The 26436-nt window shown below is 72.0% G+C and carries 22 protein-coding genes; 11 read left to right on the forward strand and 11 right to left on the reverse strand.

Features of this window, described 5'->3' with window-relative positions; translation table 11 throughout:
* Positions 1-48: 48 nt before the first annotated feature.
* Positions 49-1905: a DEAD/DEAH box helicase gene (locus tag GC092_RS14595; protein WP_324012873.1), complete on the reverse strand. Its 1857-nt coding sequence runs from the start codon at positions 1903-1905 to the stop codon at positions 49-51.
* Positions 1906-2151: 246 nt separating this feature from the next.
* On the opposite strand from GC092_RS14595, the gene GC092_RS14600 reads away from it, so the two are divergent.
* Positions 2152-3045 carry a phosphoribosylaminoimidazolesuccinocarboxamide synthase gene (locus GC092_RS14600; protein ID WP_324012875.1) on the forward strand — a complete coding sequence of 298 codons (894 nt, stop codon included), beginning with the start codon at positions 2152-2154 and terminating at the stop codon, positions 3043-3045.
* Positions 3046-3060: 15 nt separating this feature from the next.
* Here the strand turns inward: GC092_RS14600 and GC092_RS14605 are convergent, their stop codons facing one another.
* Complete coding sequence (locus tag GC092_RS14605; protein ID WP_324012877.1) at positions 3061-5034, reverse strand: BCCT family transporter; 1974 nt, start codon at positions 5032-5034, stop codon at positions 3061-3063.
* Between the two features lie 230 nt (positions 5035-5264).
* Here GC092_RS14605 and GC092_RS14610 point away from each other — a divergent pair, with 230 nt between their 5' ends.
* A complete protein-coding gene (locus GC092_RS14610; protein ID WP_324012879.1) occupies positions 5265-6650 on the forward strand; it encodes a uracil-xanthine permease family protein in 1386 nt (461 codons plus the stop codon).
* A 161-nt stretch (positions 6651-6811) separates the two neighbouring features.
* On the forward strand, positions 6812-7285 hold the full coding sequence (locus GC092_RS14615; RefSeq protein WP_324012881.1) for a hemerythrin domain-containing protein: 474 nt from the start codon (positions 6812-6814) through the stop codon (positions 7283-7285).
* 153 nt (positions 7286-7438) lie between these two features.
* On the opposite strand, the gene GC092_RS14620 is transcribed toward GC092_RS14615, so the two are convergent.
* The gene (locus GC092_RS14620) at positions 7439-7864 is read right to left on the reverse strand and encodes a GNAT family N-acetyltransferase (protein ID WP_324012882.1); all 426 of its coding nucleotides are present in this window, start codon (positions 7862-7864) and stop codon (positions 7439-7441) included.
* Between the two features lie 81 nt (positions 7865-7945).
* Between GC092_RS14620 and GC092_RS14625 the strand changes: the two genes are divergently transcribed.
* Positions 7946-8362 carry an MmcQ/YjbR family DNA-binding protein gene (locus GC092_RS14625; protein ID WP_324012884.1) on the forward strand — a complete coding sequence of 139 codons (417 nt, stop codon included), beginning with the start codon at positions 7946-7948 and terminating at the stop codon, positions 8360-8362.
* The gene (locus GC092_RS14630) at positions 8359-8748 is read left to right on the forward strand and encodes a VOC family protein (RefSeq protein ID WP_324012886.1); all 390 of its coding nucleotides are present in this window, start codon (positions 8359-8361) and stop codon (positions 8746-8748) included. Before GC092_RS14625 ends, GC092_RS14630 begins: the two co-directional genes overlap by 4 nt.
* Before the next feature lie 3 nt (positions 8749-8751).
* Here the strand turns inward: GC092_RS14630 and GC092_RS14635 are convergent, their stop codons facing one another.
* The 7 genes from GC092_RS14635 to GC092_RS14665 form a co-directional block, all read right to left on the reverse strand.
* Positions 8752-9105 carry a PLD nuclease N-terminal domain-containing protein gene (locus GC092_RS14635; protein ID WP_324014924.1) on the reverse strand — a complete coding sequence of 118 codons (354 nt, stop codon included), beginning with the start codon at positions 9103-9105 and terminating at the stop codon, positions 8752-8754.
* 15 nt (positions 9106-9120) lie between these two features.
* On the reverse strand, positions 9121-9726 hold the full coding sequence (locus GC092_RS14640; protein WP_324012888.1) for a GNAT family N-acetyltransferase: 606 nt from the start codon (positions 9724-9726) through the stop codon (positions 9121-9123).
* Between the two features lie 38 nt (positions 9727-9764).
* Positions 9765-10799 (reverse strand): LacI family DNA-binding transcriptional regulator, encoded by a 1035-nt coding sequence (locus GC092_RS14645; protein WP_271173455.1) that lies wholly within the window; start codon positions 10797-10799, stop codon positions 9765-9767.
* A 120-nt stretch (positions 10800-10919) separates the two neighbouring features.
* Positions 10920-12335 (reverse strand): GH1 family beta-glucosidase, encoded by a 1416-nt coding sequence (locus tag GC092_RS14650; RefSeq protein ID WP_324012891.1) that lies wholly within the window; start codon positions 12333-12335, stop codon positions 10920-10922.
* 8 nt (positions 12336-12343) lie between these two features.
* Positions 12344-13231: a carbohydrate ABC transporter permease gene (locus GC092_RS14655; RefSeq protein ID WP_271173453.1), complete on the reverse strand. Its 888-nt coding sequence runs from the start codon at positions 13229-13231 to the stop codon at positions 12344-12346.
* A complete protein-coding gene (locus GC092_RS14660; protein WP_324012892.1) occupies positions 13228-14262 on the reverse strand; it encodes a carbohydrate ABC transporter permease in 1035 nt (344 codons plus the stop codon). Before GC092_RS14660 ends, GC092_RS14655 begins: the two co-directional genes overlap by 4 nt.
* A gap of 109 nt (positions 14263-14371) precedes the next feature.
* Positions 14372-15643, reverse strand: coding sequence for an ABC transporter substrate-binding protein (locus GC092_RS14665; RefSeq protein WP_271173451.1), 1272 nt, complete (start codon positions 15641-15643; stop codon positions 14372-14374).
* A gap of 142 nt (positions 15644-15785) precedes the next feature.
* Here GC092_RS14665 and GC092_RS14670 point away from each other — a divergent pair, with 142 nt between their 5' ends.
* The 5 genes from GC092_RS14670 (at position 15786) to GC092_RS14690 (ending at position 24601) form a co-directional block, all read left to right on the forward strand.
* A complete protein-coding gene (locus tag GC092_RS14670) occupies positions 15786-17612 on the forward strand; it encodes a gamma-glutamyltransferase family protein (protein ID WP_324012895.1) in 1827 nt (608 codons plus the stop codon).
* Positions 17613-17716: 104 nt separating this feature from the next.
* A complete protein-coding gene (gene purS, locus GC092_RS14675) occupies positions 17717-17965 on the forward strand; it encodes a phosphoribosylformylglycinamidine synthase subunit PurS (protein ID WP_282979291.1) in 249 nt (82 codons plus the stop codon).
* Positions 17962-18669: a phosphoribosylformylglycinamidine synthase subunit PurQ gene (gene purQ / locus GC092_RS14680; RefSeq protein WP_324012896.1), complete on the forward strand. Its 708-nt coding sequence runs from the start codon at positions 17962-17964 to the stop codon at positions 18667-18669. Before purS ends, purQ begins: the two co-directional genes overlap by 4 nt.
* Positions 18670-18735: 66 nt before the next feature.
* Positions 18736-19665 (forward strand): 2-hydroxyacid dehydrogenase, encoded by a 930-nt coding sequence (locus tag GC092_RS14685; RefSeq protein ID WP_271173447.1) that lies wholly within the window; start codon positions 18736-18738, stop codon positions 19663-19665.
* A 154-nt stretch (positions 19666-19819) separates the two neighbouring features.
* Entirely contained in the window at positions 19820-24601 is a 4782-nt protein-coding gene (locus GC092_RS14690) for a lamin tail domain-containing metallophosphoesterase family protein (protein ID WP_324012899.1), read from the forward strand.
* 63 nt (positions 24602-24664) lie between these two features.
* On the opposite strand, the gene GC092_RS14695 is transcribed toward GC092_RS14690, so the two are convergent.
* Entirely contained in the window at positions 24665-25219 is a 555-nt protein-coding gene (locus GC092_RS14695; RefSeq protein WP_324012901.1) for a nucleotidyltransferase family protein, read from the reverse strand.
* 74 nt (positions 25220-25293) lie between these two features.
* Here GC092_RS14695 and GC092_RS14700 point away from each other — a divergent pair, with 74 nt between their 5' ends.
* On the forward strand, positions 25294-26394 hold the full coding sequence (locus GC092_RS14700) for an XdhC family protein (protein WP_324012903.1): 1101 nt from the start codon (positions 25294-25296) through the stop codon (positions 26392-26394).
* Positions 26395-26436: the final 42 nt, after the last annotated feature.

Consider the following 26436-nt stretch of genomic DNA (forward strand, 5'->3'; position numbering starts at 1 on the left):
GGCCGCCGCGGCGCCACCGCCGCGGCCGTCGCCGCCGCGGCGCGAGCGTCAGTGCCTCGGCTTGCGCGGGGGCCGGTCGTCGCGGTCGCGGAAGCCGCCGTCGCGCGATCCGCGGCCGCGGCCATCCCGGTCCCCGCGGTAGCCGCCACGCCCACCGTCGCGGTCGTCGCGGAAGCGCCCGCCGCCACGCGGTCCGCCCGTGCTGCGGAACGGACGCGGGTCGGGCTTGAGCTCGATGAGCTGGCCGCTGATGCGCGTGTCGGCGAGGCGGTCGAGCGTCTCCTGGGGCAGGTCGGCCGGCAGCTCGACGATCGAGAAGTCGGGGCGGATGTCGATGCGACCGAAGTCGTCGCGACGCAGCCCGCCCTCATTCGCGAGGGCGCCCACGATCTGGCGCGGCTCGACCCGCTGGCGCTTCCCGACCTCGATGCGGTACGGGGAGTACTGGCCGCCGCCGCGGGGGCGGCGCTCCTCGCGCCCGCCGCGGTCGTCGTCGAAGCGGCGTTCGCGATCCTCGCGCTGCGCCCGCTCGCGCCGGGGCGGGTCGGGCGGCAGCAGGAGCGGCGTGTCGCCCTGCGCGACGACCGCGAGCGCGGCCGCCACGTCGGACTCGACGACATCGTGGTGGTTGACGTAGTGCGCGATGATGTCGCGGAACTCCGCGATCCGCTCCTGGTCGGCGAGCGCGGCCGTGATCGCGTCGTCGAAGCGGCTGAGGCGCGTGACGTTGACGTCCTCGGCGGTCGGGATCTGCATCTCGGTCAGCGGCTGCCGCGTCGCCTTCTCGATCGCGCCGAGCAGGCGGCGCTCGCGCGGCGTCACGAAGCTGATCGCGTCGCCCGTGCGGCCCGCGCGGCCCGTCCGGCCGATGCGGTGCACGTACGACTCCGTGTCGACGGGGATGTCGTAGTTCACGACGTGCGTGATGCGGTCGACGTCGAGGCCGCGCGCGGCGACATCCGTGGCCACGAGGATGTCGAGCTTGCCCGACTTGAGCTGCTCGACCGTCCGCTCGCGCTGGGCCTGTGCGATGTCGCCGCTGATCGCCGCGGCCGTGTAGCCGCGGGCGCGCAGCTTCTCGGCGAGCGTCTCGGTCTCGCTCTTCGTGCGGACGAAGACGATCATCCCGTCGAAGTTCTCGACCTCGAGGATGCGCGTGAGCGCATCGACCTTCTGGGGGTACGACACCATGAGGTACCGCTGGGTGATGTTCGCCGAGGTGGTCGTCTTGCTCTTGACCGTGATCTCCTCGGGGTCGTTCAGATGCTGCTGCGAGATCCGACGGATCTGCGCGGGCATCGTCGCCGAGAAGAGCGCGGTCTGCTTGTCGTCGGGGGTGTCGGCGAGGATGGTCTCGACGTCCTCCGCGAAGCCCATCTTGAGCATCTCGTCGGCCTCGTCGAGCACGAGGAACCGCAGCTCCGACAGGTCGAGCGTGCCCTTGTCGAGGTGGTCCATGACGCGGCCCGGGGTGCCGACGACGATGTTCACGCCGCGACGGAGGGCCGACAGCTGCGTGCCGTAGCCCTGTCCGCCGTACACCGGCAGGACGTGCACGCCCTTCATGCGCGCGGCGTACTTCTCGAACGCCTCGCAGACCTGCAGCGCGAGCTCGCGCGTGGGCGCGAGCACGAGCGCCTGCGGCGTCTTCTGCGTCGTGTCGAGCTGGTCGAGGATGGGCAGCGCGAACGCGGCCGTCTTCCCCGTCCCCGTCTGCGCGACGCCGAGGACGTCGCGGCCGCCGAGGAGAAGCGGGATGGTCTGGGCCTGGATCGCGGACGGGGTCTCGTACCCGACGTCCTTGAGCGCCTTCAGGACGGCGTCGCCGAGTCCGAGGTCGGAGAAGGTCGGCGTGCTCTCGCCCTCGCCGTCGATGGGCGTGTCGGTCGGATCGGTTGAAGCCATGTGTCCACGGTATGCGGCCCCGGCCGATTCCGCGTCGTCCTCGCCGTGATCCCGCCGCGGATCGGCCGATCTGCCGCGCGCTCGTCGGGTCAGACCATGCCAGGGCCGAACCCCGCGCGCTCGACGGCGATGCACATGAGAGCGCGGTGACCCCGGGGCTCTTCGCCGACACGGCGTTCGTCGCCGTGCAGTGACGCCGATTATCGCGGGTGCGGAGGCCTCCTCCGCACCCGCGATAATGGTCCCGTGAGCGACGCCCTCGAGATCCCCGGCTGGAAGCACGTCTACTCCGGCAAGGTCCGCGACCTGTACGTGCCGGCCGACACACCGGACGGCGAGAGCGCCGAGCGGATGCTCGTGGTCGCAAGCGACCGCGTCAGCGCGTTCGACGTCGTGCTCTCTCCGGGCATCCCCGGCAAGGGCGAGCTCCTCACGACGCTCAGCCTGTGGTGGTTCGACCAGCTCGCGGGAGCGGATGGCGGCGAGCGCGTCCCCAACCACCTCGCATCCGAGGAGATCCCCGCCGAGGTCGCCGGACGCGCGATGATCGTCCGCTCGCTCGACATGCTCCCGGTCGAGTGCGTCGTGCGCGGCTACCTGACAGGATCGGGCTGGGCCGAGTACGTCGAGAGCGGCACGGTGTGCGGCATCCCTCTTCCCGAGGGACTCCAGAACGGCGACCGCCTGCCCGAGCCGATCTACACCCCGGCGTACAAGGCGCCGATGGGCGAGCACGACGAGAACATCTCGTACGCGCAGACCGTCGACCTCGTCGGCGAGGAGCGCGCGGCCGCGCTGCGCGACCGCTCGCTCGAGATCTACCGCCGAGCGGCCGCAGCCGCCGAGGCGAAGGGCCTCATCCTCGCCGACACGAAGTTCGAGTTCGGCCTCGACGACGAGGGCGTTCTGCGGCTCGCCGACGAGGTGCTCACGAGCGACTCGTCGCGCTACTGGGACGCCGCGTCGTGGCAGACCGGGACGACGCCCGCCGAGCGCATGGCGAGCTTCGACAAGCAGATCGTGCGCGACTGGCTCGCCGCGAACTGGGACAAGCAGGGCGAGCCGCCGTCGCTCCCCGCCGAGATCGTCGAGCGGACGGTCGCGCGCTACCGCGAGCTTCTGGAGCGCATGACCGCCTGACGGCGACCGCCGGGCTCAGGCCTCCTCGTCCTCCGGGCGGGGTCGACGCTGCGCGCGCCGTTCCTCTCCCACCGTGAGCGACGCATCGCCCGACGCGGTGTGCCGGGGATTCTCCGGTCCGCGCGGCTGGATGTGCCCGGGGTCGAGCGTGCGCCGCACATCCTCCGCGGTCACGATCGGATGCTGCTCGGTGGCCGTCTCGTACCACTCGGTGAGCGCAGGGTCCTCCGTGTCGATGCCGGCTCCCGCGCCCTCGTCGGCCGCCACCTCGGTCGCGCCGAAGACGAAGTCGTCACCGTGCTCGGCGATGCCGAGACGCACGCCCTGCGCGATCGCGGCCTTCGCGAAGCGCCGACGGAGCATGTACGGGTCGGTGTGCAGCTCCTTCGCCCACGCGATCAGAACGCCGATGACGATGAAGGCGAACGGCAGAGCCGAGACGACCATGATCGACTGCAGGCCCGACAGCGCGGTCTCGCCGCCCGCGAGGAGCAGCGCGAGCGCCGCCGCGCCGAGGAGGAGCCCCCAGGTGAGCGTGACCCACGTCGACGGCTCGGGCTTTCCGCGCTGGCTCATCGAGCCCATGACGATCGCGGCCGAATCGGCCGACGTGACGAAGAAGAGCACGATGGACACCATCGCGACCACCGACAGGACGACCCCGAACGGCATCTCGTCGAGCACCGCGAAGAGGATGGCCTCGGGCGCGCCGGCCTCGCTGATCCCGCGTCCGGCCTCCTCGAGCCACATCGTCGTGCCGCCGAGGATGCCGAACCAGATGGCGCACACGGCCGACGGCACGACGATGACGACCGTGACGAACTCCCGCAGGGTGCGGCCGCGCGAGATCTTCGCGATGAACATGCCCACGAAGGGCGTCCACGAGATCCACCAGGCCCAGTAGTAGTTCGTCCACGTCGAGACGAACTCTCCGGCGGCCTCACCCTGGGCGGCGCTGCGCATGAGCATCGTCCAGAGGTCCTCGAGGAACGCCGACAGGCTCGCCGGGATGATGTTCAGCAGGAAGAGCGTGGGTCCGACGACGAAGATGATCACCGCGATGACGAACGCGAGCATCATGTTGATGTTCGACAGCGCCCGGATCCCGCGCTTGATGCCGGACACCGCCGACGCGACGAACGCCGCCGTCAGCACCGTCACGATGATGATGAGGCCCGCATTGCCGAAGGGCCCGGCGCCCGTGACGTACTCGACGCCGCTCGCGATCTGCAGCGCACCCATCCCGAGCGTGACGCCCGTTCCGAAGAGCGTGACGATGATCGCGAAGACGTCGATGATCGCGCCGGCCCATCCTTCGGTGCGCTGGCCGAAGATCGGATGGAAGATCGCGGAGATGAGCGGCGGGCGCCCGCGCCGGTACGCGGCGTACGCGATGGCGCCGCCGACGAGCGCGTAGAAGGCCCACGCCATCGGCCCCCAGTGGAGGAGCGACTGCGCGAGCGCGTCGTGCATGGCGTCGCGGCTGCCGGGCTCCGAGTCGAAGCCGTACGGCACGTCGGTGAAGTAGCCGAGGGGCTCCGCGGGGCCCCAGAAGAGCAGGCCGATGCCCATCCCGGCGGAGAAGAGCATCGCGATCCAGGAGACCGTCGAGAACTCCGGCTCCTCCTCATCCGACCCGAGGCGCACGCCGCCCGTCCGCCCGTAGCCGACGACGAGCATGAAGACGATCGTGACGACCGCGAGCAGCGAGAACAGCCACCCGAAGTTCGTCGTCACCCAGCTCAGCGATGCCGCACCGACCTCGCTGATGCTCTCGGGCGCGAGGAAGCCCCACAGGACCACCGCGAACACGAGCACGCCCGCGATGCCGAACACCGCCCAGTTCGTGGTGAACGATCTCCCGGTGTCCTCCACCCCGATGCCGGGGATGAGGGCGGGGTGGGTCACCTCCCGGAGGACCCTCTTCCTGCTCTCCCTGCCGGCCTCGCTCCTGCGCGCGGCACCTGCCGCGCCGGTGTTCTGGGTCATGTCTCCCCCAAGCCGTCGTCGCCCCGCGGGGCTCCCTGCGTTCCGTATGCGTCCGTCCGTATGCTGCGCTTCACGATAGCGACGACGGCCCGATCGCACAGGGGCACGCGCGGCGCCCGCACCGCCCGCGCGCGCGAGGCGCTAGCGTTTCAGAGGCCGCATCCGGCCATCCGCTCCTCCCGCGCCGGCCATCCGCATCGGCGCGCGCTCCCGCTTCCCGAAGGAGAACCATGCCCCTGTGGACCGTGCATGGCGACGGACGCACCGTCGCCCCTGGCGCCGTCGTCGCGCCGACCGAGCGGCTGTCGTGGCCGGCCACGCTCGCGATGGGCGTGCAGCACGTCGTCGCGATGTTCGGCGCGACGTTCCTCGTGCCCTCGCTCACCGGCTTCCCCGTGTCGACCACGCTGCTCTTCAGCGGTCTCGGGACGCTGCTGTTCCTCGTCGTCACGAAGAACCAGCTGCCGAGCTACCTCGGCTCGTCCTTCGCGTTCATCGCCCCCATCACGGCCGCCGTCGCGGCCGGCGGCACCGGCTCGGCGCTCGCGGGCGTCGTCGCGGTCGGCCTGCTGCTCACCCTCGTCGGCGTCGTCGTCCAGGTCGCCGGGCTCGGGTGGGTGGACGCGCTCATGCCGCCCGTCGTCGCCGGGGCGATCGTCGCGCTCATCGGGTTCAACCTCGCCCCGACCGCGTGGACGAACTTCCAGGCCGACGGCGCGACGGCGACGATCACGCTCGTCGCGGTCATCCTCTTCTCGGTGATGTTCCGCGGCTTCCTCGGTCGCATCTCGATCTTCCTCGGCGTCGTCGTCGGATACGTCTACGCGGCGTTCACGGGCTCGTTCGACATCCCGAATCCCCTGCGCGGGGACCGGACCCCGGCCGAGCTCATCGCGGATGCGCCGTGGATCGGGCTTCCCGAGTTCCACCTGCCCGACTTCGTCTCGCCCGGCACCTGGACGACGATCGCCATGTTCCTGCCCGTCGTGCTCGTGCTCGTCGCCGAGAACGTCGGGCACGTGCGCGGCGTCGCGACGATGACGGACGCGTCCGTCAACCGGCACACCGGCCGCGCGCTCATCGCCGACGGCGCCGCGACCATGCTCGCGGGCGGCTTCGGCGGCTCGGGCACGACGACGTACGGGGAGAACATCGGCGTCATGGCCGCGACGCGCGTGTACTCGACGGCCGTGTACTGGATCGCCGGCGGCTTCGCGATCCTGCTCGCCTTCTCGCCGAAGATCGGCGAGGTCTTCAACTCCATCCCCGCCGGAGTGCTGGGCGGCGCCACGACCGCGCTGTACGGGCTCATCGGCATCATCGGCATCAAGATCTGGGTCGACAACCGCGTGGACTTCTCGCGCCCCGTCAACCAGTACACGGCGGCCGTCGCCCTCGTCATCGCGATCGCGGGCTTCAGCCTGGATGCGGGGGCGTTCTCGTTCGGCGGCATCGTGCTCGGCACGGTCGCCGCGCTCGCGATCTACCACCTGGGCAACCTCATCGCCCGCGCGCGCCGCACGGGCGCCGACGACGGCGGCCCGATCCCCGCCGTCGGCCCGCTCGGCGGCGACCCCCTCGACGGCGACGCCGCCGGTGGTGACGCGCCCCGGTGACGCCCCCGGTGACGCCCCCGGTGGCGCCCCCGGTGGCGCCCCCGGTGGCGCCCCCGGTGAGACTAGCGGCGGTGATCACCCGTTCGGTGAGACTAGCGGCGGTGGTCGAGACTAGTGCTCCCGGCACCGGGCTCGGCGACGGGCGCTAGTCTCACAGGCAGATGAGTCAGGGCGACGAGAGACGGTTCGCCGCGTGGGCGCGTGAGCTGCGCGACGTGCACGCGCGCCTGCGCAAGGCGCTTCAGGTCACGCGCGAGGCCCTCGCGTCCGACGAGCGGATGGCCGAGGCGGCTTCGCGGGAGCTGCTGCTGTTCTGCCACGGATTCTGCGCGGCGCTCACGGCGCACCATGTCGCCGAGGACCGGACGCTGTTCCCCGCGGTCGTGAGCGCGCACCCCGAACTGCGCGACACCATCCGCAAGCTCGAGCAGGACCACTCGATGATCGCGCACCTCCTCGGCGGGCTGCAGCAGGCCGTCGACGGCGGCAGCTCGCCGGACGAGCTGCTCCGTCACCTCGAGGGCGTCTCCGCGATCATGGAGTCGCACTTCCGCTTCGAGGAACGACAGCTGCTCGTCGTGCTCGACGCGCTCGACCTCGACGCGACGACCGAGGAGGCGCTCGGGCCGTTCTGAGGCCGGGTGCTTCTGAGGCCGAGTGCGTCGGGGCCGAGCTCACGGGCGGTCGCGAGAACCCTCCGCCCTATGGTCTCCCCCGGGCTGCCCTCCCCCTGGGTGACGTTCCTCGCCCTGCGCGTGCTCTCCTGGTGGGACGACACGGCGTGACGCTCACTCACTCCGCCAGCGCACCATCCAGCTCTCGGGCGGTGTGACGGGCTCCCAGCCGCTGCGGGCGTAGAGCGCGTGCGCGTCCTTCGTGAAGAGCAGCGTCCGTCTGAGGCCCAGGGCGTCGGCCTCCGCCGCGATGCCCTCGACGAGGCCCTTCCCGATGCCCTCGCCGCGCACGGCCGGGTCGACGATCACATCGGCGAGCCATCCGAAGGTCACCCCGTCCGTGACGAGGCGCGCGAACGCCACCTGGCGGCCTCGGGCCCGGCGGTAGACCCCGAAGCAGCGTGAGCCCGCGTTCGCCGCGTCCTGCTGTGCGCGCGTGCGGCCGACGGCCCAGTACGCGTGGGTGCTCAGCATCTCGTGCACCCACGCCGCGTCGATCCGGGTGGCGTCGGCGGAGAACTCGTACAGCGCGTCGTCCATCGTCCCAGTCTGGCAAGGCGTCCGCAGCGGGTTCCCGGTCCGATCGCACACCGGTGGCCCGATCGGGGCCACACTGGTGTCATGTCCACGTTCGACGATGTGCGGACGATCGCCCTCGCCCTCCCCCGCACGGAGGAGCGCGAGGGCGGATGGCACATGGGCCCGAGCTGGCGGATCATCGGCGGCACGATGTTCGCGTGGTCGCGACCGGTGCGGGGGCGCGACCTCGAGTGGATGCGCGCGCAGGGCGACGAGCCGGGTGACGCGGTGCTCGGGGTCCGCGTCGACGGCGAGGAGGGCAAGCGCGAGGTGCTCGCCGCGAACCCGCGGGCCGCCTTCACGATCCCGCACTTCGACGGCTATCCCGCGGTGCTCCTGCGCCTTCCGGAGACGCCCGTCGACCTGCTGCGCGAGCTCGTCGTCGAGTCGTGGCTGCTCCGCGCGCCGAAGCGGATCGCGCGGGACTGGCTCGAGGAGAACGGCATGATGGAGCGATGAGCGGGCTGCACCACGTCGAGATCTGGGTCGCCGACGCCGCCGACGCGCGCGAAGAGTGGACCTGGCTGCTCGAGCGGCTCGGATGGCTGCTGGACGCCGCGTGGGACGGCGGCTTCACCTTCGTGTCCGACGGCGCCTACCTCACCTTCACCGAGTCGCCCAACCTCGTGGGGCACCTCCACGACCGGCGTCGCCCCGGGCTCAACCATCTCGCCTTCGAGGGCGGCACGAAGGAGGAGGTCGACGCCGTGATCGCGGCTGCGCCCGCGCACCGGTGGACGCCCCTGTACTCGGAGCGGTACCCGCACGCGGGCGGCCCCGACCACTACGCCGGCTGGATCGAGGGGCCGGGCGGCTTCAAGGCCGAGATCGTCGCAACCGCGTGAGGCTCAGGCCTCGCCGCGCTCGCGCTTGCGGCGGAGGATCTCGGCGCGCAGCCGCTCCTCCTCGGCCTCGCGCTCGAGGTCGGCGAGCTGCTGCTCCGTCGTGCGCGTGTCCACGGGGCGCACGGGCGCGGCCTGAGGCCGCTCGGCCGCGGGCCGCGTGAAGAGCGCGGGGCGCGCGACGCGCTCGGGGTACTCGCGGCCGATCGCCCACCACAGGGCGCCGCCGAGCAGGGGGATGAGGATCGCGATGATCACCCATCCGAACTTCGGGAGGTGCTTCACCTGCCCCTCCTCGCGCGTGATGATGTCGATCAGCGTGACGACCGAGAAGGCCAGGACGAGGAGCGAGAAGAGCATGGGCACGCTCTCACGCTAGCGAGCACCCTCCGCCTCCGTCGAGGGCGAGCCGGCGACCTCGAGCCGCATGAGCACGCGCGGGATGCCGCCCGACACGGAGTCGGTGTCGGCGACCTTGCGGAAGCCGGCCCGCTCGAAGAGCGACCGGAAGCCGACGAAGGCCATCGTCAGATCGACCTTCCGGTCGCCGTTGTCGACGGGATACCCCTCGATCGCCGCGGCGCCGCGTTCGATCGCGAACGCGACGGCGCCGTCGAGCAGCGGCGGCAGGATGCCGCGACCGCGGTGCCCCGGGCGCACCCGCAGGCACCAGATGGACCACGGCTCGGGGCCGTCGACGTGCGGGATCCTCGTGCTCCGCGCGAACTGCGTGTGCGCGCGGGGAGCGACCCCCGCCCATCCGACCGGTTCGCCGCCGTCATACGCGACGACGCCCGGCGGCAGATCGGATGCGCACATCTCGGCCACGAAGGCGCCGCGCTCGGGGCCGTGCAGCGCGCTGTTGACCTTCGAGGGCAGGCGGTGGCTCAGGCACCAGCACACGCTCGCATCGGGGTGCTTCGGGCCCAGCAGCACCTTGACGTCGTCGAAGACGGTCGCGGGGCGCACCTCGATGTCCATGTCGACAGCATCCCGCGCACCGCCGACATCCGACAGCCCTACGCGCTGTCGCGTACGACGAGGTCGGCGGGCAGGATGGTCACGCGCGGCGGCGACTGCCCGGCGAGCCGCGCCAGGAGGATGTCGGCCATCGCCTCGCCCTGCTCGAGCGACGGCTGGCGGATGGTCGTGAGCGCGGGGGCGACGCTCGTCGCGACGGGCGAGTCGTCGAACCCGATGATCGCGATGTCGTCGGGGACGCGCCTGCCCGCCGTGGCGAGCACCTCGAGCGCACCGCGCGCCATGAGGTCGCTCGCGACGAAGAGGGCGTCGGGCCACTCGGCCTCGCCCCGGTCGACGCTCTCGATGATGCGGCGCATCGCGGCCGCGCCGCCGACCGAGGTGAAGTCGCCGTCGACGACCGGCCCCGCCTCGATCCCGGCCTCCGCGAGCGCATCGCGGAAGCCCGTGAGCCGGTCCACGCCCGCCGGCATGTCGGGCGGACCGGTGATCGTGCCGATGCGGCGGTGCCCTCGGCTCAGCAGGTACTCGGTCGCCACGCGGCCGCCCGCAACGTTGTCGACGTCGACGAAGTAGTCGTCGACGCGCTCGCGCGCGGGGCGCCCGCCGAACACGACGGGGACCGAGGCCGAGATCCGGTCGATGTACGTGTCGCTCGTGTGGTGCGAGACCACGAGCGCGCCGTCGACGTTGCCGCCCGCGAGGAACGTCGTCGCCTTGTCGCCCGGGTCGTCCGAGGCGATGATGAGGTTCAGCATGTGATCCGACCGCGACAGGCGGTTGCTGATCCCGGTGACGATCGCCGCGAAGAACGGGTCGCCGAAGAAGCGGGTCGTGTCCTCGGGCACGACGAGCGCGATGACATGCGTCAGCCGGCTCGCGAGCGAGCGCGCCGCGCGATTCGGCACGTAGTTGAGCTCGGCGATCGCGCGGCGCACGGCCTCCAGCGCCTCGGGGCTCACCCGCTCCCCGCCGTTGACGACGCGCGAGACGGTCGAGCGCGACACCCCCGCGCGCGCGGCGACCTGCTCCAGCGTCGCCGGGACGCGCCCCGCGTCGGCATCCGCGCTCATCGGGAGGCTCCTTCTGTCTTCAGGACATCTTCTCGCGACCGGGCCCCGCCGCGCACCCCCGCCATCCGGGCACCCCTCGGGAGGCGCCGCGCTCCGCAGCACGGCGCCTCCGGGCGCGGGTCAGACCGCGCGATCGGCGATGATGCGCGCGTAGGCGCGGCCGGATGCCTTCACCGTGCGCTGCTGCGTCTCGTAGTCGACGTGCACGATGCCGAAGCGCTTCGCGTAGCCCCACGCCCACTCGTAGTTGTCCATGAGCGACCAGTAGAAGTAGCCGCGCACATCCACGCCCTCGTCGAGCGCCGCGCCCACCGCCTCGACGTGGTCGCGCACGAACGCGACGCGCTGCGCGTCGTCGACGCGGCCATCCGCGATGGCGTCGTCGCCCGCCGCGCCGTTCTCGGTGACGTAGAGGGGCACGCCGGCCGCGCTCGCGTACTCGTCCGAGACGCGCTGCAGGAGCCGTGTGAGCCCGGCCGGGTCGATCTCCCAGCCCATGTTCGTCCGCTCGTACCCGCGCTCGTGCCAGTGGATCCCCTCGTGCGACGGGAAGGCGGGCTCGATGTGCCGGTCGGTGGGTGCGTCGCCGCCCGGAACGGGCGTCGACGACGGCCGCCCCGACACGTACTCCCCGTGGTAGTAGTTCACCCCGAGGAACTCGAGGGGCGTCGAGATCGTCGCCAGGTCGCCGTCGCGCACGGCCGCCTGGAACTCGCCGACCGCGGCCGCGTCGACCGCGCGGATGTCCTCGACGATGTCGCCGGGATAGGTCGCGTGGAAGACGGGCTCGAGGAACCACCGGTTGAACTGGCCGTCGATGCGCCGCGCGGCGTCGAGGTCGGCCGGATCCGAGGGGTCCACCGGCTCGGCGTTCGTGAGGTTGAGCGTGATGCCGAGCTCCTGCGCACCGCGATCCCGCAGCTCCTGCACGGCGCGCCCGTGCGAGAGCAGGAGGTGGTGCGACGCGAGCAGGCCGTCGCGGACGCTCTGCCGGCCGGGGGCGTGAGCGCCGGCCGTGTACGACAGGAACGACGAGCACCACGGCTCGTTGAAGGTCGTCCAGTGCGTGACCCGGTCGCCGAGCGCCTCGTGCATCGTGATCGCGTACTCGACGAAGCGGTCGACGGTGTCGCGGGCGGTCCATCCGCCCTTCTCCTCGAGCGCCTGCGGCATGTCCCAGTGGTAGAGCGTGAGCCACGGCAGAATGCCGGCCTCGAGCAGCTCGTCGACGAGGCGGCTGTAGAAGTCGATGCCGCGGGCGTTGGGCGCCCCGCCGTCGGGGCGCACGCGCGACCACGACGTCGAGAACCGGTAGGCCTGCAGGCCCAGGTCCTTCATGAGCGCGACGTCATCGCGGTAGCGGTGGTAGTGGTCGCACGCGACGTCGCCGTTGTCGGCGTCGATCACGGCTCCCGGCACGCGTGCGAACGCGTCCCAGATCGATGCGGTGCGTCCGTCCTCGAACGCCGCGCCCTCGATCTGATAGGCCGCCGTGGCCGCGCCGAAGAGGAAGTGGTCCGGAAAGGTTCGGGTCATGAAGGACATCATCCCTTCACCGCGCCGGCCATGATGCCGCTGACGAGCTGCTTGCCGGCCACCGCGAACAGCAGCAGCAGCGGAAGCGTCGCCAGCACGACCCCCGCGAGCACGATCGAGTAGTCGACGAAGTAGTTCGACTGCAGCAGGGAGAGCGCCACGGGCAGCGTCGGGTTCTGCCGGTCGAGCACGATGAACGGCCAGAAGAAGTTGTTCCACGCCGTGACGAACGTGAAGAGGAACAGCATCGCGGCGGCAGGCCGCGCGGCCGTCACCCCGACCGTCCAGAAGGTGCGGATCATCGAGGCGCCGTCCATCCGAGCGGCCTCGATGAGCTCGTCGGGCACTGCCTGCTGGAGGTACTGCGTCATCCAGAACACGCCGAAGGCGCTCGTCAGAGCGGGCACGACGATCGCGCCGATCTGCCCCGTCCATCCGATCTCGCTGAAGAGGATGTAGAGCGGCACGACGCCCAGCTGCTGCGGCACCGCCATCGTCGCGACGACGAACGACAGGAGCACCTTGCCGCCGCGGAAGCGCAGCTTCGCGAACGCCCACCCGGCGAGCGTCGAGAACACGACGACGCTCACGGCGATGACCGTCGAGCTCCAGAGCGAGTTCCACAGCGCGAGCCAGAAGTTCACGGCGGGATCGTTCATCACGCTCAGCGCGTTGGCGATGAAGTTGCCCCCGGGAATCCACGACCGCGCGGGGTCGCGGAGCGTCGTGGAGTCGCCCGATCCGATGAGGAACGAGAAGTACAGCGGGAAGAGGCTCGCGACGAGGACCACGGCGAGTCCGGCGTAGACCCAGAAGCCCGGCCGGGCGCCGCGGATGCGCACCGTGCGGGACCGGCGCGGTGCCTCCTTGAGGACGAGTGCGGACGTGGCGGTCATCGGCGGGCCTCCGCTCGCTTCAGGGCTCGACGCTCGCGTCGCGACAGCTGCCGCCCGCGCGTCCCCTCGTCGCGCACGAGCGACCGGGTGATGAGCAGGTTGATGAGGCCGATGGCCAGGATGATGAGGAAGAGGATCCAGGCCATCGCAGCTGCGCGCCCGAAGTTCCACTCGCCCCACCCGATGTCGTAGAGGTACAGCGTGATCGTGAGCCACTGCTGGGCCGAGCCTCCGCGCCCGAACTGGTCGAACATCCGCGGCTCGTCGAAGATCTGCAGGCCGCCGATCGTCGAGGTGATGATCACGAAGATGAGCGTCGGCTTGAGCGACGGGAGCGTGATGCTCCAGAACTGCCGGAACGCGTTCGCCCCGTCGACCGTCGCTGCCTCGTAGTAGTCGCGCGGGATGGCCTGCATCGCCGCGAGCAGGATGAGCGCGTTGTACCCCGTCCAGCGGTAGTTCACCATCGTGGCGATCGCGACGTGGCTCCAGAACGGCTCGACGTGCCACGGGATCGCCCCGATCCCCACGAGCGACAGGAAGCCGTTGATCGCTCCGGACTTGTCCGCGAAGAGCGCGTTGAAGATGAGGCCCACCGCGACGGGCGCGACGACATAGGGCAGGAGGGCGCTCATCCGCCAGAACGTCCGCGCGCGGATGTGGCGGTCGAGCATCGCCGCGATGAACATCGCGAGGATGAGCTGCGGCACGCTCGAGAGCAGGAAGATGCTGAAGGTGTTGCCGAGCGCCGTCCAGAACTTCGGCTGCGTGAGGATCCACGCGTACTGGTCGAAGCCGATGAACTCGCCCGATCGGCGCACCTGGTCCCAGTCCATGAACGAGATGACGCCCGTGTAGATGATCGGGAAGAGGCCGACGATCGCGAACAGCACGAAGAACGGCGAGATGTAGAGGTACGGCGAGAGCTTGAGGTCCCAGCGGCTGAGGCGCTGGGAGAAGGACAGCACGCGGATGGGCCGATCCGGCGGCGGCGCGTCGGCGCGCGTCGGGCGAGTGGCGGTGACGGTCACGGAGGTTCCCTCGGAAGGAGCGGGCGGATGATCGGGGCTGGCGGTCGCCTGCCCCCGACGCGGGCGGATGGCCGGAGCCGGCCGCCCGCGTCGGGGAGACGGAGGGGCGTCAGAACGCCGAGACCTCCTCGACCCACGTGTCCCAGCTCGTGTCGGCGTCCTCGATGCCGTCGAACACACGGGTGACCGCGTTCTGCAGCGCGTCGTGGAACTGGAAGTACTTCGGCCCCTTCACGGGCGAGACCTCGACGGCCTCGGCGCGAGCGATGCCGATCTCGCCGGTCGGCGCGTCGTTGAAGTACGGGTTCGAGAAGCCGGTGAGCTCGGCGTCCTCGTACGCCTCGGGCTGGCTCGGGAACGTGCCGGCGTTCACGAACGCCTTGACCTGCGTCTCGGGCGACGTCAGCCAGTCGGCCAGCTCCTGCGCGGCCGCGACGTTCTCGCCGTTCGCCGGGATCACGAGGTACGAACCGCCCCAGTTGCCGCCGCCGCCCGGGAAGACGTCGGCGATGTCCCAGCCCTCGATGTCGGGCGCCTCACCCGAGATGATGCCGTGCATCCAGCCCGGGCAGAGCATCGCGGCGAACTCGCCGTTGGCCATCGACGCGTACCAGTCCTCGCTCCACTGGCCCGCGTAGGCCGAGATCGGCACGGCCTTCTCGACGACCGTCTCGTACGCCTCCTGGACGTCGGGGTTCTCAGTGGCGACGACGGTGCCGTCGGCCTCCTCGTAGGTGACCTCGATCTGGTTCATGAGGCCCTGCAGCACCGAGTTCGCGGAGTCGATGAACGGCTTGCCCGTCTTGTCGACGTACTCCTGGCCCACGGCGAAGAAGTCGTCCCAGGTCGTGAAGAGGCCCGCGACCTCGGCCCGATCGGTCGGCAGGCCCGCTGCCTCGAAGAGGTCGGACCGGTAGCAGACCGCCTGCGGGCCGATGTCGGTGCCGTACGCGACGAGGTTGCCGTCGGCGTCGGTCGCCGCGGCCTCCTTCCAGTCGAGCCAGCGGCCCTTGAGGTCCTCGGGCACCGGCGCGAGCAGGTCGGCGTACTCCATCATCTCGGCGAACCAGTCGACCTCGACCGCCTCGATGTCGGCGAGGCCCGTGTTCCCGAGCTTCTGGAAGAAGTTGGCGCGGGCGTCGTTCGACGTCGCCGCCTTGTTGTGGACGATCGTGACGTTCGGGTGCTCGTCCATGTACTCCTGGAGGAGCTCGTCGGTGTAGCCGAAGTCGTTGAAGGTCGAGATCGAGATCTCGACGGGAGCGTCGGGATCGGCGGCGTCGGCGCCCTGCGACGAGCCGGAGCAGCCCGCGAGGGCGAGACCGCCGATGGCGAGGGCGCTGACCGCGGCGGCTCCGCGGCGGAAGGCACGAGTGTTCACTGTCACTCCTTTGTGGTGGGTGTGGGACCTGCCGTGAGAGCGCTCCCACGACATGCTCACGGACTCTATGGGAGCGCTCTCACATCCGTCAAGTCGATATTTCGACGGCGCTGGTCGAAATTTCGATGCGAGGGTGGAGGACATGGCGTTCTCGACACCTGCTGCGTTCACGACGCGACCAGACCTGACCGGCACGTTCGGCATGGCCGCCTCGACGCACTGGACCGCCACCGGCGTCGCCCAGTCGGTGCTCGAGCGCGGCGGCAACGCCTTCGACGCCGCGGTCGCCGCGGCCTTCACGCTCCACGTCGTCGAACCGCACCTCAACGGACCCGGCGGCGACCTGACCGCGATCATCCGACCTGCCGGCACCCCTCCCCGCGTGCTCGTCGGGCAGGGCCCGGCGCCCGCGGCCGCCTCGGTCGCGCACTTCCGGTCGGAGGGCCTCGACCTCGTCCCGGGCGCGGGCGCGCTCGCGGCGGCCGTCCCGGGTGCCGTCGACGCGTGGCTCCTCCTCCTGCGCGACCACGGCACATGGGAGCCGGCGGATGCTCTCGCCTACGCGATCGGGTACGCCAGGGAGGGCCATCCCGTCCTCCGCAACGTGGTGACGACGATCGAGGGCGTGTCGGCGCTCTTCCGGGACCACTGGCCGACCTCGGCGGAGCGGTGGATGCCCGGCGGCCGCATCCCGCGCCCGGGCGAGATCGTGACGAACCCCGAGTACGCCGCGGTGCTCGAGGAGGTCGCGACCCACGCCGCGGCCGTCGCGGGGACCCGCGTCGCGCGGATCGACGCCGCGCGGGTGCGGTGGCGCGAGATCCTCGGCCGCGCCGCGGAGGAGCTCGCTCGCACACCGCACCGCCACTCCGACGGCCGCGATCACGCCGGCGTGCTCTCTCGCGCGGATGTCGAGGCGTTCTCGGCGAGCTGGGAGCATCCGACGACCGCGACGTTCCGCGGGCGGACCATCGCGAAGACCGGGCCATGGGGGCAGGGCCCCGTCCTGCTGCAGGCCCTGAAGATCCTCGAGGGGTTCGACGACGACCGACTCGACCCGTCGACCGAGCTCGGAGCGCACACGATCCTCGAGGCGCTGGGGCTCGCCTTCGCCGACCGCGAGGCCTGGTACGGCGAGCAGCTCTCCTCGGACGACCTCGCGTACATGCTCTCCGACGCATATGCCGCGGAACGGCGGGCCCTGATCGGCGATCGGGCGGCGCTCGCCCCGCGCCCCGGACGCCTGCCCGGCCGCCCGGCGCCGACCATCCGCCCGCTGCACCGCGACGGGGCCGAGCTCGCAGCGGGCGTCGGCGAGCCGACCGTCCCGGGAGCCCGGCCCTCCGAGAGCGGACTCGAGACCGACGCCCGCGGGGTCGCCCGCGGCGACACGTGCCACGTCGACGTCGTCGACCGGTGGGGCAACATCATCTCGGCGACGCCGTCGGGCGGCTGGCTGCAGTCGTCGCCGACCCTTCCCGGCCTCGGCTTCTGCCTCGGCACGCGCCTGCAGATGACCTGGCTCGATGAGACGTCGCCGTCGGCGCTGCGCCCCGGCGCGCGACCGCGCACGACGCTCACACCGACCCTCGTGCTCGAGGGAGACGAGCCGGTCATGGCGCTCGGCTCCCCCGGGGGCGATCAGCAGGATCAGTGGCAGCTGCTCTTCCTGCTCCGGGTGCTCGTGGGCGGATGGTCGCCGCAGCAGGCGATCGACGCGCCGGCCTTCCACACGACGGCCTTCCCCGGCTCGTTCTGGCCGCGGACGGGCACGCCCGGTGGCGCGGCCGTCGAGGACCGACTCGGCGACGACGTCATCGCGGGCCTCGAGCGCCGCGGTCACGCCGTGACGCGCGCCGGCGCATGGGCCCTCGGGCGCCTCTCCGCGGTCACGCGCGACCCGCGGACCGGGCTGCTCGGCGCCGCGGCGAACCCGCGCGGCGCCCAGGGCTACGCCGTGGGGCGCTGAGCCGAGCACCGCGACCAGCGTCCCACGGCAGCGCGGCGGATGGCGCGGGTCTCGGCGACTAGAATGGTCCCGATTCCCCGCCCGCGACATCCGGAGCTCATCTCATGCCCACCATCGTCGTCGACGTCATGCCCAAGGCCGAGCTGCTGGACCCGCAGGGCAAGGCCGTCACCGGGTCGCTCGCCCGTCTGGGCCACGGCGCCTTCCAGAACGTCCGCATCGGCAAGCGCATCGAGCTCACGGTCGAGGGCGAGGTCACCGACGAGGTGCTCGCCGAGGCCAAGACGGTCGCCGACGAGATCCTCTCGAACGCCGTCATCGAGGATGTCGTGAACATCGAGGTGGTCGAGTGACCGCCCGCATCGGGGTCATCACCTTCCCCGGCTCCCTCGACGACCGCGACGCCCAGCGCGCGGTGCGGATCGCGGGCGCCGAGCCGGTCGCGCTCTGGCACGGCTCGCACGATCTCGAGGGCGTCGACGCCGTCATCCTCCCCGGCGGGTTCTCGTACGGCGACTACCTGCGCGCGGGCGCCATCGCCGCGCATGCGCCGATCATGGCCGAGGTCGCGGACGCCGCGGCGAAGGGCATGCCGGTGCTCGGCATCTGCAACGGCTTCCAGATGCTCGTCGAGGCGCACCTCCTTCCCGGCGGGCTCATCCGCAACGCGCACCAGCAGTTCATCCGCCGCGACCAGCGCCTCCGCGTCGAGAACGCGTCGACCGCCTGGACGAACGCGTTCGAGCAGGGCGAGGAGATCGTCATCCCGCTCAAGAACGCCGACGGCGGCTACATCGCCGACGACGAGACGCTCAAGCGCATCGAGGGCGAGGGCCAGGTCGCGTTCCGCTACCTCGGTGTGAACCCCAACGGCTCGCTCGACGACATCGCCGGCCTCACGAACGAGCGCGGCAACGTCGTCGGCCTCATGCCCCACCCCGAGCACGCGGTGGAGCCCGGCTTCGGCCCCGGCATCCCCGCCGCCATGCGCTCGGGCATCGACGGGCTGCGGTTCTTCGAGTCGGCCATCGCCGCCGTCGTCGCGCAGACCGCGTAGCCCGCCGTCCGAAGCCCCGGGGCACTCCCCGGGGCTTCGGCGTGCCCGCGCCGGTAGCCTCGAAGCGTGACTGCACTGACGCTCTCCGTTCCCACCGACGAGCTCGTCGCCGACGTGACGGCGCTGCTCGACCCCGCGCTCGACATCGACGTCGTCCTGTGGGACGGGCAGGATGCGCCGCCGCGCGACCGCATCGACATCGTCGTGCCGCCGTACATGCGCCAGGGTCGAATGCTCGCGCGGCTGCCCGAGCTCGAGTGCCGTCTCGTGCAGGCGCAGGCCATCGGCTTCGACGGCGTCGAGGAGCGCCTGCCTCCGGGGATCGTCTACGCGAACGCGGCGAGCGTCCACGAGACCGCGACCGCCGAGCTCGCGGTCGGGCTCATGATCCTCGCGCAGCGCGGTCTCGACCGGATGGTGCACAGCCAGGAGCGCGGCGAGTGGCACAGCTTCCGGATGCCCGGGCTCGCCGATCGGCGGGTCGTGCTGCTCGGCTTCGGCGGCGTCGGCAAGGCGATCGCCCGTCGCCTCGCGGCCTTCGAGGTCGACCTCGTGCCGGTCGCCTCCCGCGCGCGCGACGAGGACGGGCTGCACGTCCACGCCCTCGACGAGCTCGACGAGCTGCTTCCCGGCGCGGAGATCCTCGTCAACGCGCTCCCGGGCGGAGAGGAGACGCGCCACCTCATCGACGCCGCTGTCCTCGGGCGACTCCCCGAGCACGCGCTCCTCGTGAACGTCGGCCGCGGGCCGACCGTCGACACCGACGCGCTCGTCGAGCACGTCCGCCGCGGGCGCATCCGCGTGGCGAGCGACGTGTTCGACCCCGAGCCCCTGCCGGAGGGCCATCCGCTCTGGTCGCTCGACGGCGTCTTCATCTCCCCGCATGTCGGCGGCAACAGCGGCGCGATGCGCCCGCGGATCGCGCGCCTGATCGCGCGGCAGGCCGAGCGGATGGCGCGGGGCGAGGAGCCCGAGAACGTCGTCATCCGGACCTGATCGCGGACGCCCCCCTCGGTGCGGCCCCTCTTTCGACACCTGTCGTTCACCGTTCGGACAGCGGGCGTCACCGCGCGGTTGACCGGGATCGCTAGCGTGCGGGTCATCGCCGTCTCGACGGCCCCTCTCCCGCATCTCTCCCGGAAGCACCCTCATGCCCGAACATCGTTCGGCGCGCCCGGGGCTCACGCGGTCGCTCGCCTTCGCGACGACCGCCGTGATCCTCGCGGGCTGCGCTGCCCTCGTCCCCGTCTCGGCGACCGCGGCGGAAGGAGGTGCCACGCCGCCCGTGTTCGTGTCGGAGATCCTCGCGAATCCCGCGGGAGCCGACGAGTTCGAGTACATCGAGGTCACCAACCCGACCGATGCGCCCGTGCCGCTCTCGAGCCTCTCCTTCGCATACACCTACGTCGACTCGGCCGACACGGCGCGCGATATCGCGCTCACGGTGGACGGCGACGCGACGATCGCCCCCGGCGGGTCGGTCGTGCTGTGGGTGAGCTACGCGAACAGCGACGGCACGCTCGACTCCTTCGCGCGCACGGCGGACGAGTTCCGCGCGGCCACCGGCACGCCCGAGGGCACGCAGGTGCTCCGCGTGACCGGACAGCCGGGGATGGCCAACGGCGGCGGGCGCGGCATCCGCGTGAGCGACGCCCACGGCATCCTCTCGTGGTCGTTCTACCCGACCGATTCGATGGCGACCGATCTCGGCGTCGACTTCTCGGTGCCATCCGCCGTGGGCGAGCCCGCCCCGGTCGTGGCGACCCGCACGGCGATGACCCCCGGCGCGGTCTCGCCCGCGCAGCTCACGCCCACGACGCCCGAGCCCGAGCCCACCGAGACCCCCGAGCCGACCGCGACGCCTGAGCCGACGCCGGGCGATCCGGCCGACATCGGCGTGCTCGAGCCGGACCCGTCGGTCGTCGCCGCGCCGCTGCAGATCACGGAGGTGCTCCCGGATTCGGAGAACGTCGGCGGCGCCGACGGCTACGAGTTCATCGAGGTCTACAACGCCACGAGCGCTCCGATCGACTTCGCGGACTACGCGATCACCTACCTGTACCCGCAGGACTACGAGACGAACACCAACGAGGCGCTGTGGCCGTCGTCGCCGCGCGACGTCGTGATCCCGGGCGGCGAGACGCTCGTCCTCTGGATCAAGAACGCCGGCAACGCGGGTCTCGGCGCCGCCGACTTCAACGCGAAGTTCGGCACCGACCTCGTCGCCGGCGAGAGTCTCGTCGAGATCGCGTCGGCGGGCATGGCCAACGGCTCGGCGCGCGGTCTCGACATCCGCACGAACACGGGCTTCAGCATCAACCGCGTCTACTACAACATGGCGGGAGCCGACGACGTCGACGCCGATCGCGGCATCCGCTACACCTCCTCGGACGACCTCGCCCTGCAGTCGATCGTCGATGCGCGCGCGGCGTCGCCGGGTCGCGTCCAGGTCGATCAGGTGCCGTCCGGCCTCGCGGTCGTGGCCGACGACGCGGTCGCGCCGTCTCTCGCCGACCGCACGGTCGCCGAGATCGACCCGGCCGCCGGCTTCACGGTCGATCTCTCCGTGACCGACGACGTGCGCGTGCGCACGGTCTCGCTCGAGATCCGCAACGACGTCGACCCGGAGTCGCGCGTCGTCAACCTCGTCCACGCCGCAGACGACGAGGCGACCTACCGGCACACCGTCGGCGCCGCCGACCTCATGGGCAAGAGCTGGTACGAGTACACCGTCGTCGCGACCGACGGCGTCAACGAGATCCGCACGGAGACGCGACGCGTCCCGGTCGCGGGCGCGTCGACCGATCCCGTCCGCCTCAATGTGTCGGACGGGCAGTTCGTGGGCGGCACGACGACCGTGTCGGCGGCGGGAGAGGACTTCCCGCCCGCGCTCGACCTCGCGATCGACGGCGCGTCGGTGCCGACGCGCGCGTCGCTCGAGCACGAGCCGCAGTTCGTGTTCGAGACGTCGCAGACCGACTTCTACTTCCGCAACGGCGTGCGGATCGGCGAGGAGATCCTGCACATCTTCGACGAGGGCACGTACGAGCGCACCGAGACGATCGCCGTCCCCGTGCCGCTCGAGCACATCGCGCAGGGTGCGCCGCTCTCGGTCGACATCTGGGCGGGCACGAAGGCCGGCCCGTGGATCGACGAGTTCGAGAACAACGACGACTTCGTCATCTCGGGCATGCGGCTCGTCCTGCCGGATGGGCGCACGCTGCGCCCCGAGGGCTACGACGACCCGACGCGGATCATCCAGATGGGCGACAGCGCGGGCAAGAACGACATGTTCGCGTCGGTCTTCGCGATCCCCAACGACGCGTTCACGGCGGTCGCGCACGACTGGGACACGACGGCGACCGCCGACGGCGCCCATGAGGTGAGCGCGACCGACGGCACGCACGCCGCGACCGCGCAGGTCACGGTCGACAACACGGCCCCCGAGATCGCACCCGCGATCGAGGACGGGCGCGTGTACCAGGGCGAGATCGTCCTGGACGCCGAGGTGGCGGATGGCGCGGGCTCGGGCGTCGCGGAGGTCGTCGCGACCCTCGACGGCGAGCCGGTCGAGCTCGGCACGCGGACCTCCTCCGTCGAGCTCGCAGCCGGGGAGCACGTGCTCGCCGTCACGGCGACCGACCATGTCGGCAACGTGGGCGAGTCCACGACGACCTTCACGGTGCCCGAGGAGCAGCCGGGCGCCGACGGCTTCGCCCCCGATGAGGGCGCCGAGGTCGAGGCCGGCGACGTCATCCTGCAGGCGACGGTCACCGACCCCACGGGCGACCCGCTCGACGTGTCGTTCCGCGAGGGGCACCGCTTCGAGCTGGGCGATGAGGAGGTGACCGCGGCGAGCGGCACGACGCACGACGCGTCGGCCCTCGAGCGCGACCTCGAGCCGTCGGCCGAGCCCGCGCCATCCGCCGGTGCCGCAGCGGCCGCAGCGGACCTGCCGACGACCACGGGGCTCGCCCCCGTGACGTCGACCGACGCGCTGCCGTACTACACGTTCGACGTCGCCGTCCCCGACGACGCGGGCGAGGGCGCGACCGCGCGCCTCACCTGGTCGGGCTCGGCCGACGCGCACGCGCAGGTCATCCTGTACGCGCTCGCGGCCGACGGCGCCTCATGGATCGAGATCTCGCGTCACCTCACGGCGTCGGAGGGCGAGGAGTTCACGCTCACCGGCTCCATCCCCGTGGCCGACGCGGCGCACGACGGCGTGATCACGGCGCTCGTGCAGCACTCCGAGGGATTCGCCGGCGCGAACCTCTCGACGCGCGACTCGGAGGTCGCCCCCGCGCACCCCGACGACACGCCCCGCTCGGAGTACGACTTCACGATCGCGTGGGAGTCGGACACGCAGTACTACAACGAGGAGTTCACCCAGCACCAGGCGGCGATCCACGACTACGTGCTGGGCCAGCGCGAGGCGCAGAACATCCAGTACCTCATCCACACGGGCGACGTCGTGGACGACTACGACCAGGAGTACCAGTGGCTGAACGCCTCCCCGCAGTACGCGCGGCTCGATGACGCCGGTCTGCCCTATGGCGTGCTCGCGGGCAACCACGACGTCGGGCACGGCGTGAGCGACTACGCGAACTTCTCGCGGTACTTCGGCGAGGCCCGCTATGCCGACCGGCCCTGGTACGGCGAGAGCTTCGAGGACAACCGCGGTCACTACGACCTCATCACCGCGGGCGGGATCGACTTCATCATGCTCTACATGGGGTGGGACCCCCAGCAGAGCGCGATCGACTGGATGAACGAGGTGCTCGCGCAGCACCCCGAGCGCATCGCGATCATCAACCTGCACGAGTTCATGCTCACGACGGGCGGACTCGGACCCGTGCCGCAGCAGATCATGGACGAGGTCGTCGCGACCAACCCCAACGTGCGACTCGTCTTCTCGGGGCACTACCACGACGCGTTCACGCGCGTGGACGAGTTCGACGACGACGGCGACGGCGTCGCCGACCGCAAGGTCCACGCGATGCTGTTCGACTACCAGGGCCTGCCCGAGGGCGGTCAGGGCTTCCTGCGCCTGCTGCAGTTCGACAACGTCGGGCAGCGGATGGCCGTGCGCACGTTCTCGCCGTCGCTCCAGCGCTACAACTCCGACGAGCCGAGTCTGCTGGGGCCCGCCGAGGACCCCTACCTGCACCAGGACTTCGAGGTGCCCTACGCGGATCTCGGGATCGCGCCGAGCGACAAGACGCTCGCGACCTCCGCGTTCACGGCGGAGATCCTCACCGCGAACGAGATCGACGCCCTCGCCGGCGTCGAGAGCGGCACCGTGGCTGCGGTCAAGTGGCCGCTCGAGGTGCTCGGCGACCACGGCTGGTTCGTGGAGACGCGCGACCCGCACGGCGCCGTCGAGGTCTCGGCCGTGCGCACCTTCACCCTCATCGAGGCGACCGACGAGCCGGGCGAGACGCCTGGTCCGGGCGAGACGCCCGGTCCGGGTGAGACGCCCGGGTCCGAGCAGCCGGGCGAGACGCCCCGGCCGGAGGAGACGCCGGACTTCGGCGAGGGCCCGGGCGGACCGGACTCCGAGGAGACGCCCGAGCCGGAGGCGCCCGCGGGCACCCCCGAGCCCGAGGAGACGCCGAAGCCCGAGGGGTCGCCCCCGCCCGAGGCTCCGCGCCCCGACGAGACGCCGGCACCGCAGTCCCCCGCCCCGGAGCAGTCGCCCGAGTCGGAGGCCCCGGAGTCGGAGCAGCCGGTTCCGCCGGCCGAGTCGACGCCCGAGGCTGCCCCCGAGGACACGGCGCCCGAGGACGCACCCGAGGAGCCGACCGCTGACGAGCAGCGGGAGCTCGAGCCGACCGGCATCACGATGGCCGCGACGCTCGTGGCCGCCGCGCTCGCGCTCATCGCGCTCGGAACGGCGCTCGTCGCCCGCGCCCGCACGCGCCGCAGCTGACGCCGCGCACCCGAAGCGGCCGGATCCCGATGGATCCGGCCGCTTCGGCGTCTCTCGCCTCCCTCAGCGCGTGTCGATATCCTCGCCCGACCACAGGGCGCCGCACTCGACCTCGCGCACGCGGTTCGCGACGAGGTAGGGGCGCGCTCCCCGGTCGCCCGACAGCGAGGCCGTCAGCGCGTCGACGTGCGCGGAGCCGATGACGGCCGGATGGCCGGGCCGGCCCCGGTAGACGGCCTGCGCGAGGGCGGTCGGCGGATCGCCCGCGGCCGCGAGCACGCGCCGGACGGCCGTGCTCGGCAGCTCGGGGACGTCGACGGTCGCGACGACGACCGCGTCCGCGCCCGCAGACGCGGCGAGCGCGGAGCGCAGGGTGGCGGACATGCCGTCCTGCCAGTCGGATGCCACGACGATGTCGGCGCGGTCCGGCACGAGTGAGCGCGCCGCTGCGGCCCGCGCTCCCAGGGCGACGACGACGCGATCGCAGCCGCCCTCCTCGAGCGCCGCGACGACGCGGGCGAGCCAGGGCGTGCCATCCGCCGTGCGCGCGAGCGCCTTGGGCCCGCCGAAGCGCGTGCCGGCGCCGGCCGCCAGCACGATCCCGCAGATCGCCGCCATCCTCCGACCGTAGCGCGCCGATCTCACAGCGCTCCTGTCTTCTCCGTGAAACATGGGGAGGGATAGCGTGGAGCATGCTCGAACTCGCCTCGGCTCTCCTCGATCGGCTCGCGCGCGGCCGACGCGCCGCGGTGATCACCGTGACCCGCGTCGCGCGCAGCGCGCCCCGGGGTCTCGGCGCGTCGATGGCCGTGACGAATGAGGGCGAGGTCGTGGGCTCGATCTCGGGCGGATGCGTCGAGGGCGACGCGGTCGTCCTCGCGCACGCCGTGCTGGCCGACGGCGTCGCCCGCACCGCGACCTTCGGCTTCGACGACCGGACGGCGCACGCGGCGGGCCTCGCGTGCGGCGGCCAGGTCGACGTCATCGCCTACGAGGTCCGCGCCGCCGACCCCGTCGCGATGCGGGCGCTCGAGCGGGCGGCGGATGGCCGCGCGGCGACCGCCGGGATCGTCCTGGAGGGCGCGGACCGCGGTCGGATCGTGGCCTCGCGCGACCTCGGCCCCGCGTCGTCGGCCGCGTTCGACGCCGCGGCGCTCCTCGCCGAGACGCGGGTCGTCGGCCGTCCGGCGGTGCTGGCGGTCTCGAGCGCCCCGCGACCGCGCCTCATCCTCGCCGGCGCGACCGAGCACGCCGCGGCGCTCTGCCGTGTCGGCGCGGCGGCGGGCTTCGCGGTGACCGTCGTCGATCCATGGGAGCTGCTCGTCACGCGCGAGCGGTTCCCCGATGCCGACGACCTCGTGGTCGCCCTCCCGCACGAGCACCTCGCGCGCCTTCCGGAGAGCGCAGTCGACGCGCGCACGGCCGTGTGCGTGCTCACCCACGACGCGCGGCTCGACGTGCCGGCCATCCGCCAGGCCCTCGCCCTGCCGATCGGGTTCGTCGGCGCGCTCGGCGCCCGCGCGACCGTCGCGCGGCGCGCCGAGCTCCTGCGGGCGGAGGGCGTCTCCGACGCCGACCTCGCGCGGCTGCACGCCCCGCTCGGGCTCGACCTGGGCGGCTCGGCGCCCGAGGAGACGGCGGTCGCGATCCTCGCGGAGATCCTCGCCGCCCGGCATGGGGGAACCGGCGCGCCGCTGCGCGAGCGGACCGGGCCGCTGCACCGCGACCGCCCGGCGGCCGAGGCCGCGTGCGCGGCTCCTCCGCGTAACACCGCCGTGACACGGGGTTCCTAGGATCGGCGTGAGCGTGTCCTATCACCATGACTCCGCGCACGT

The sequence above is a fragment of the Microbacterium sp. JZ37 genome, from assembly GCF_035188445.1.
Classification (GTDB): domain Bacteria; phylum Actinomycetota; class Actinomycetes; order Actinomycetales; family Microbacteriaceae; genus Microbacterium; species Microbacterium barkeri.

What these genes read in the sequence shown, in the direction of transcription:
- GC092_RS14595 (WP_324012873.1), bottom strand. Translation starts at nt 1,905, where the DNA reads ATGGCTTCAACCGATCCGACCGACACGCCCATCGACGGCGAGGGCGAG.
- GC092_RS14605 (WP_324012877.1), bottom strand. Translation starts at nt 5,034, where the DNA reads ATGACCCAGAACACCGGCGCGGCAGGTGCCGCGCGCAGGAGCGAGGCC.
- GC092_RS14610 (WP_324012879.1), top strand. Translation starts at nt 5,265, where the DNA reads ATGCCCCTGTGGACCGTGCATGGCGACGGACGCACCGTCGCCCCTGGC.
- GC092_RS14615 (WP_324012881.1), top strand. Translation starts at nt 6,812, where the DNA reads ATGAGTCAGGGCGACGAGAGACGGTTCGCCGCGTGGGCGCGTGAGCTG.
- GC092_RS14620 (WP_324012882.1), bottom strand. Translation starts at nt 7,864, where the DNA reads ATGGACGACGCGCTGTACGAGTTCTCCGCCGACGCCACCCGGATCGAC.
- GC092_RS14625 (WP_324012884.1), top strand. Translation starts at nt 7,946, where the DNA reads ATGTCCACGTTCGACGATGTGCGGACGATCGCCCTCGCCCTCCCCCGC.
- GC092_RS14630 (WP_324012886.1), top strand. Translation starts at nt 8,359, where the DNA reads ATGAGCGGGCTGCACCACGTCGAGATCTGGGTCGCCGACGCCGCCGAC.
- GC092_RS14635 (WP_324014924.1), bottom strand. Translation starts at nt 9,105, where the DNA reads ATGCTCTTCTCGCTCCTCGTCCTGGCCTTCTCGGTCGTCACGCTGATC.
- GC092_RS14640 (WP_324012888.1), bottom strand. Translation starts at nt 9,726, where the DNA reads ATGGACATCGAGGTGCGCCCCGCGACCGTCTTCGACGACGTCAAGGTG.
- GC092_RS14645 (WP_271173455.1), bottom strand. Translation starts at nt 10,799, where the DNA reads ATGAGCGCGGATGCCGACGCGGGGCGCGTCCCGGCGACGCTGGAGCAG.
- GC092_RS14650 (WP_324012891.1), bottom strand. Translation starts at nt 12,335, where the DNA reads ATGACCCGAACCTTTCCGGACCACTTCCTCTTCGGCGCGGCCACGGCG.
- GC092_RS14655 (WP_271173453.1), bottom strand. Translation starts at nt 13,231, where the DNA reads ATGACCGCCACGTCCGCACTCGTCCTCAAGGAGGCACCGCGCCGGTCC.
- GC092_RS14670 (WP_324012895.1), top strand. Translation starts at nt 15,786, where the DNA reads ATGGCGTTCTCGACACCTGCTGCGTTCACGACGCGACCAGACCTGACC.
- purS (WP_282979291.1), top strand. Translation starts at nt 17,717, where the DNA reads ATGCCCACCATCGTCGTCGACGTCATGCCCAAGGCCGAGCTGCTGGAC.
- GC092_RS14690 (WP_324012899.1), top strand. Translation starts at nt 19,820, where the DNA reads ATGCCCGAACATCGTTCGGCGCGCCCGGGGCTCACGCGGTCGCTCGCC.
- GC092_RS14695 (WP_324012901.1), bottom strand. Translation starts at nt 25,219, where the DNA reads ATGGCGGCGATCTGCGGGATCGTGCTGGCGGCCGGCGCCGGCACGCGC.
- GC092_RS14700 (WP_324012903.1), top strand. Translation starts at nt 25,294, where the DNA reads ATGCTCGAACTCGCCTCGGCTCTCCTCGATCGGCTCGCGCGCGGCCGA.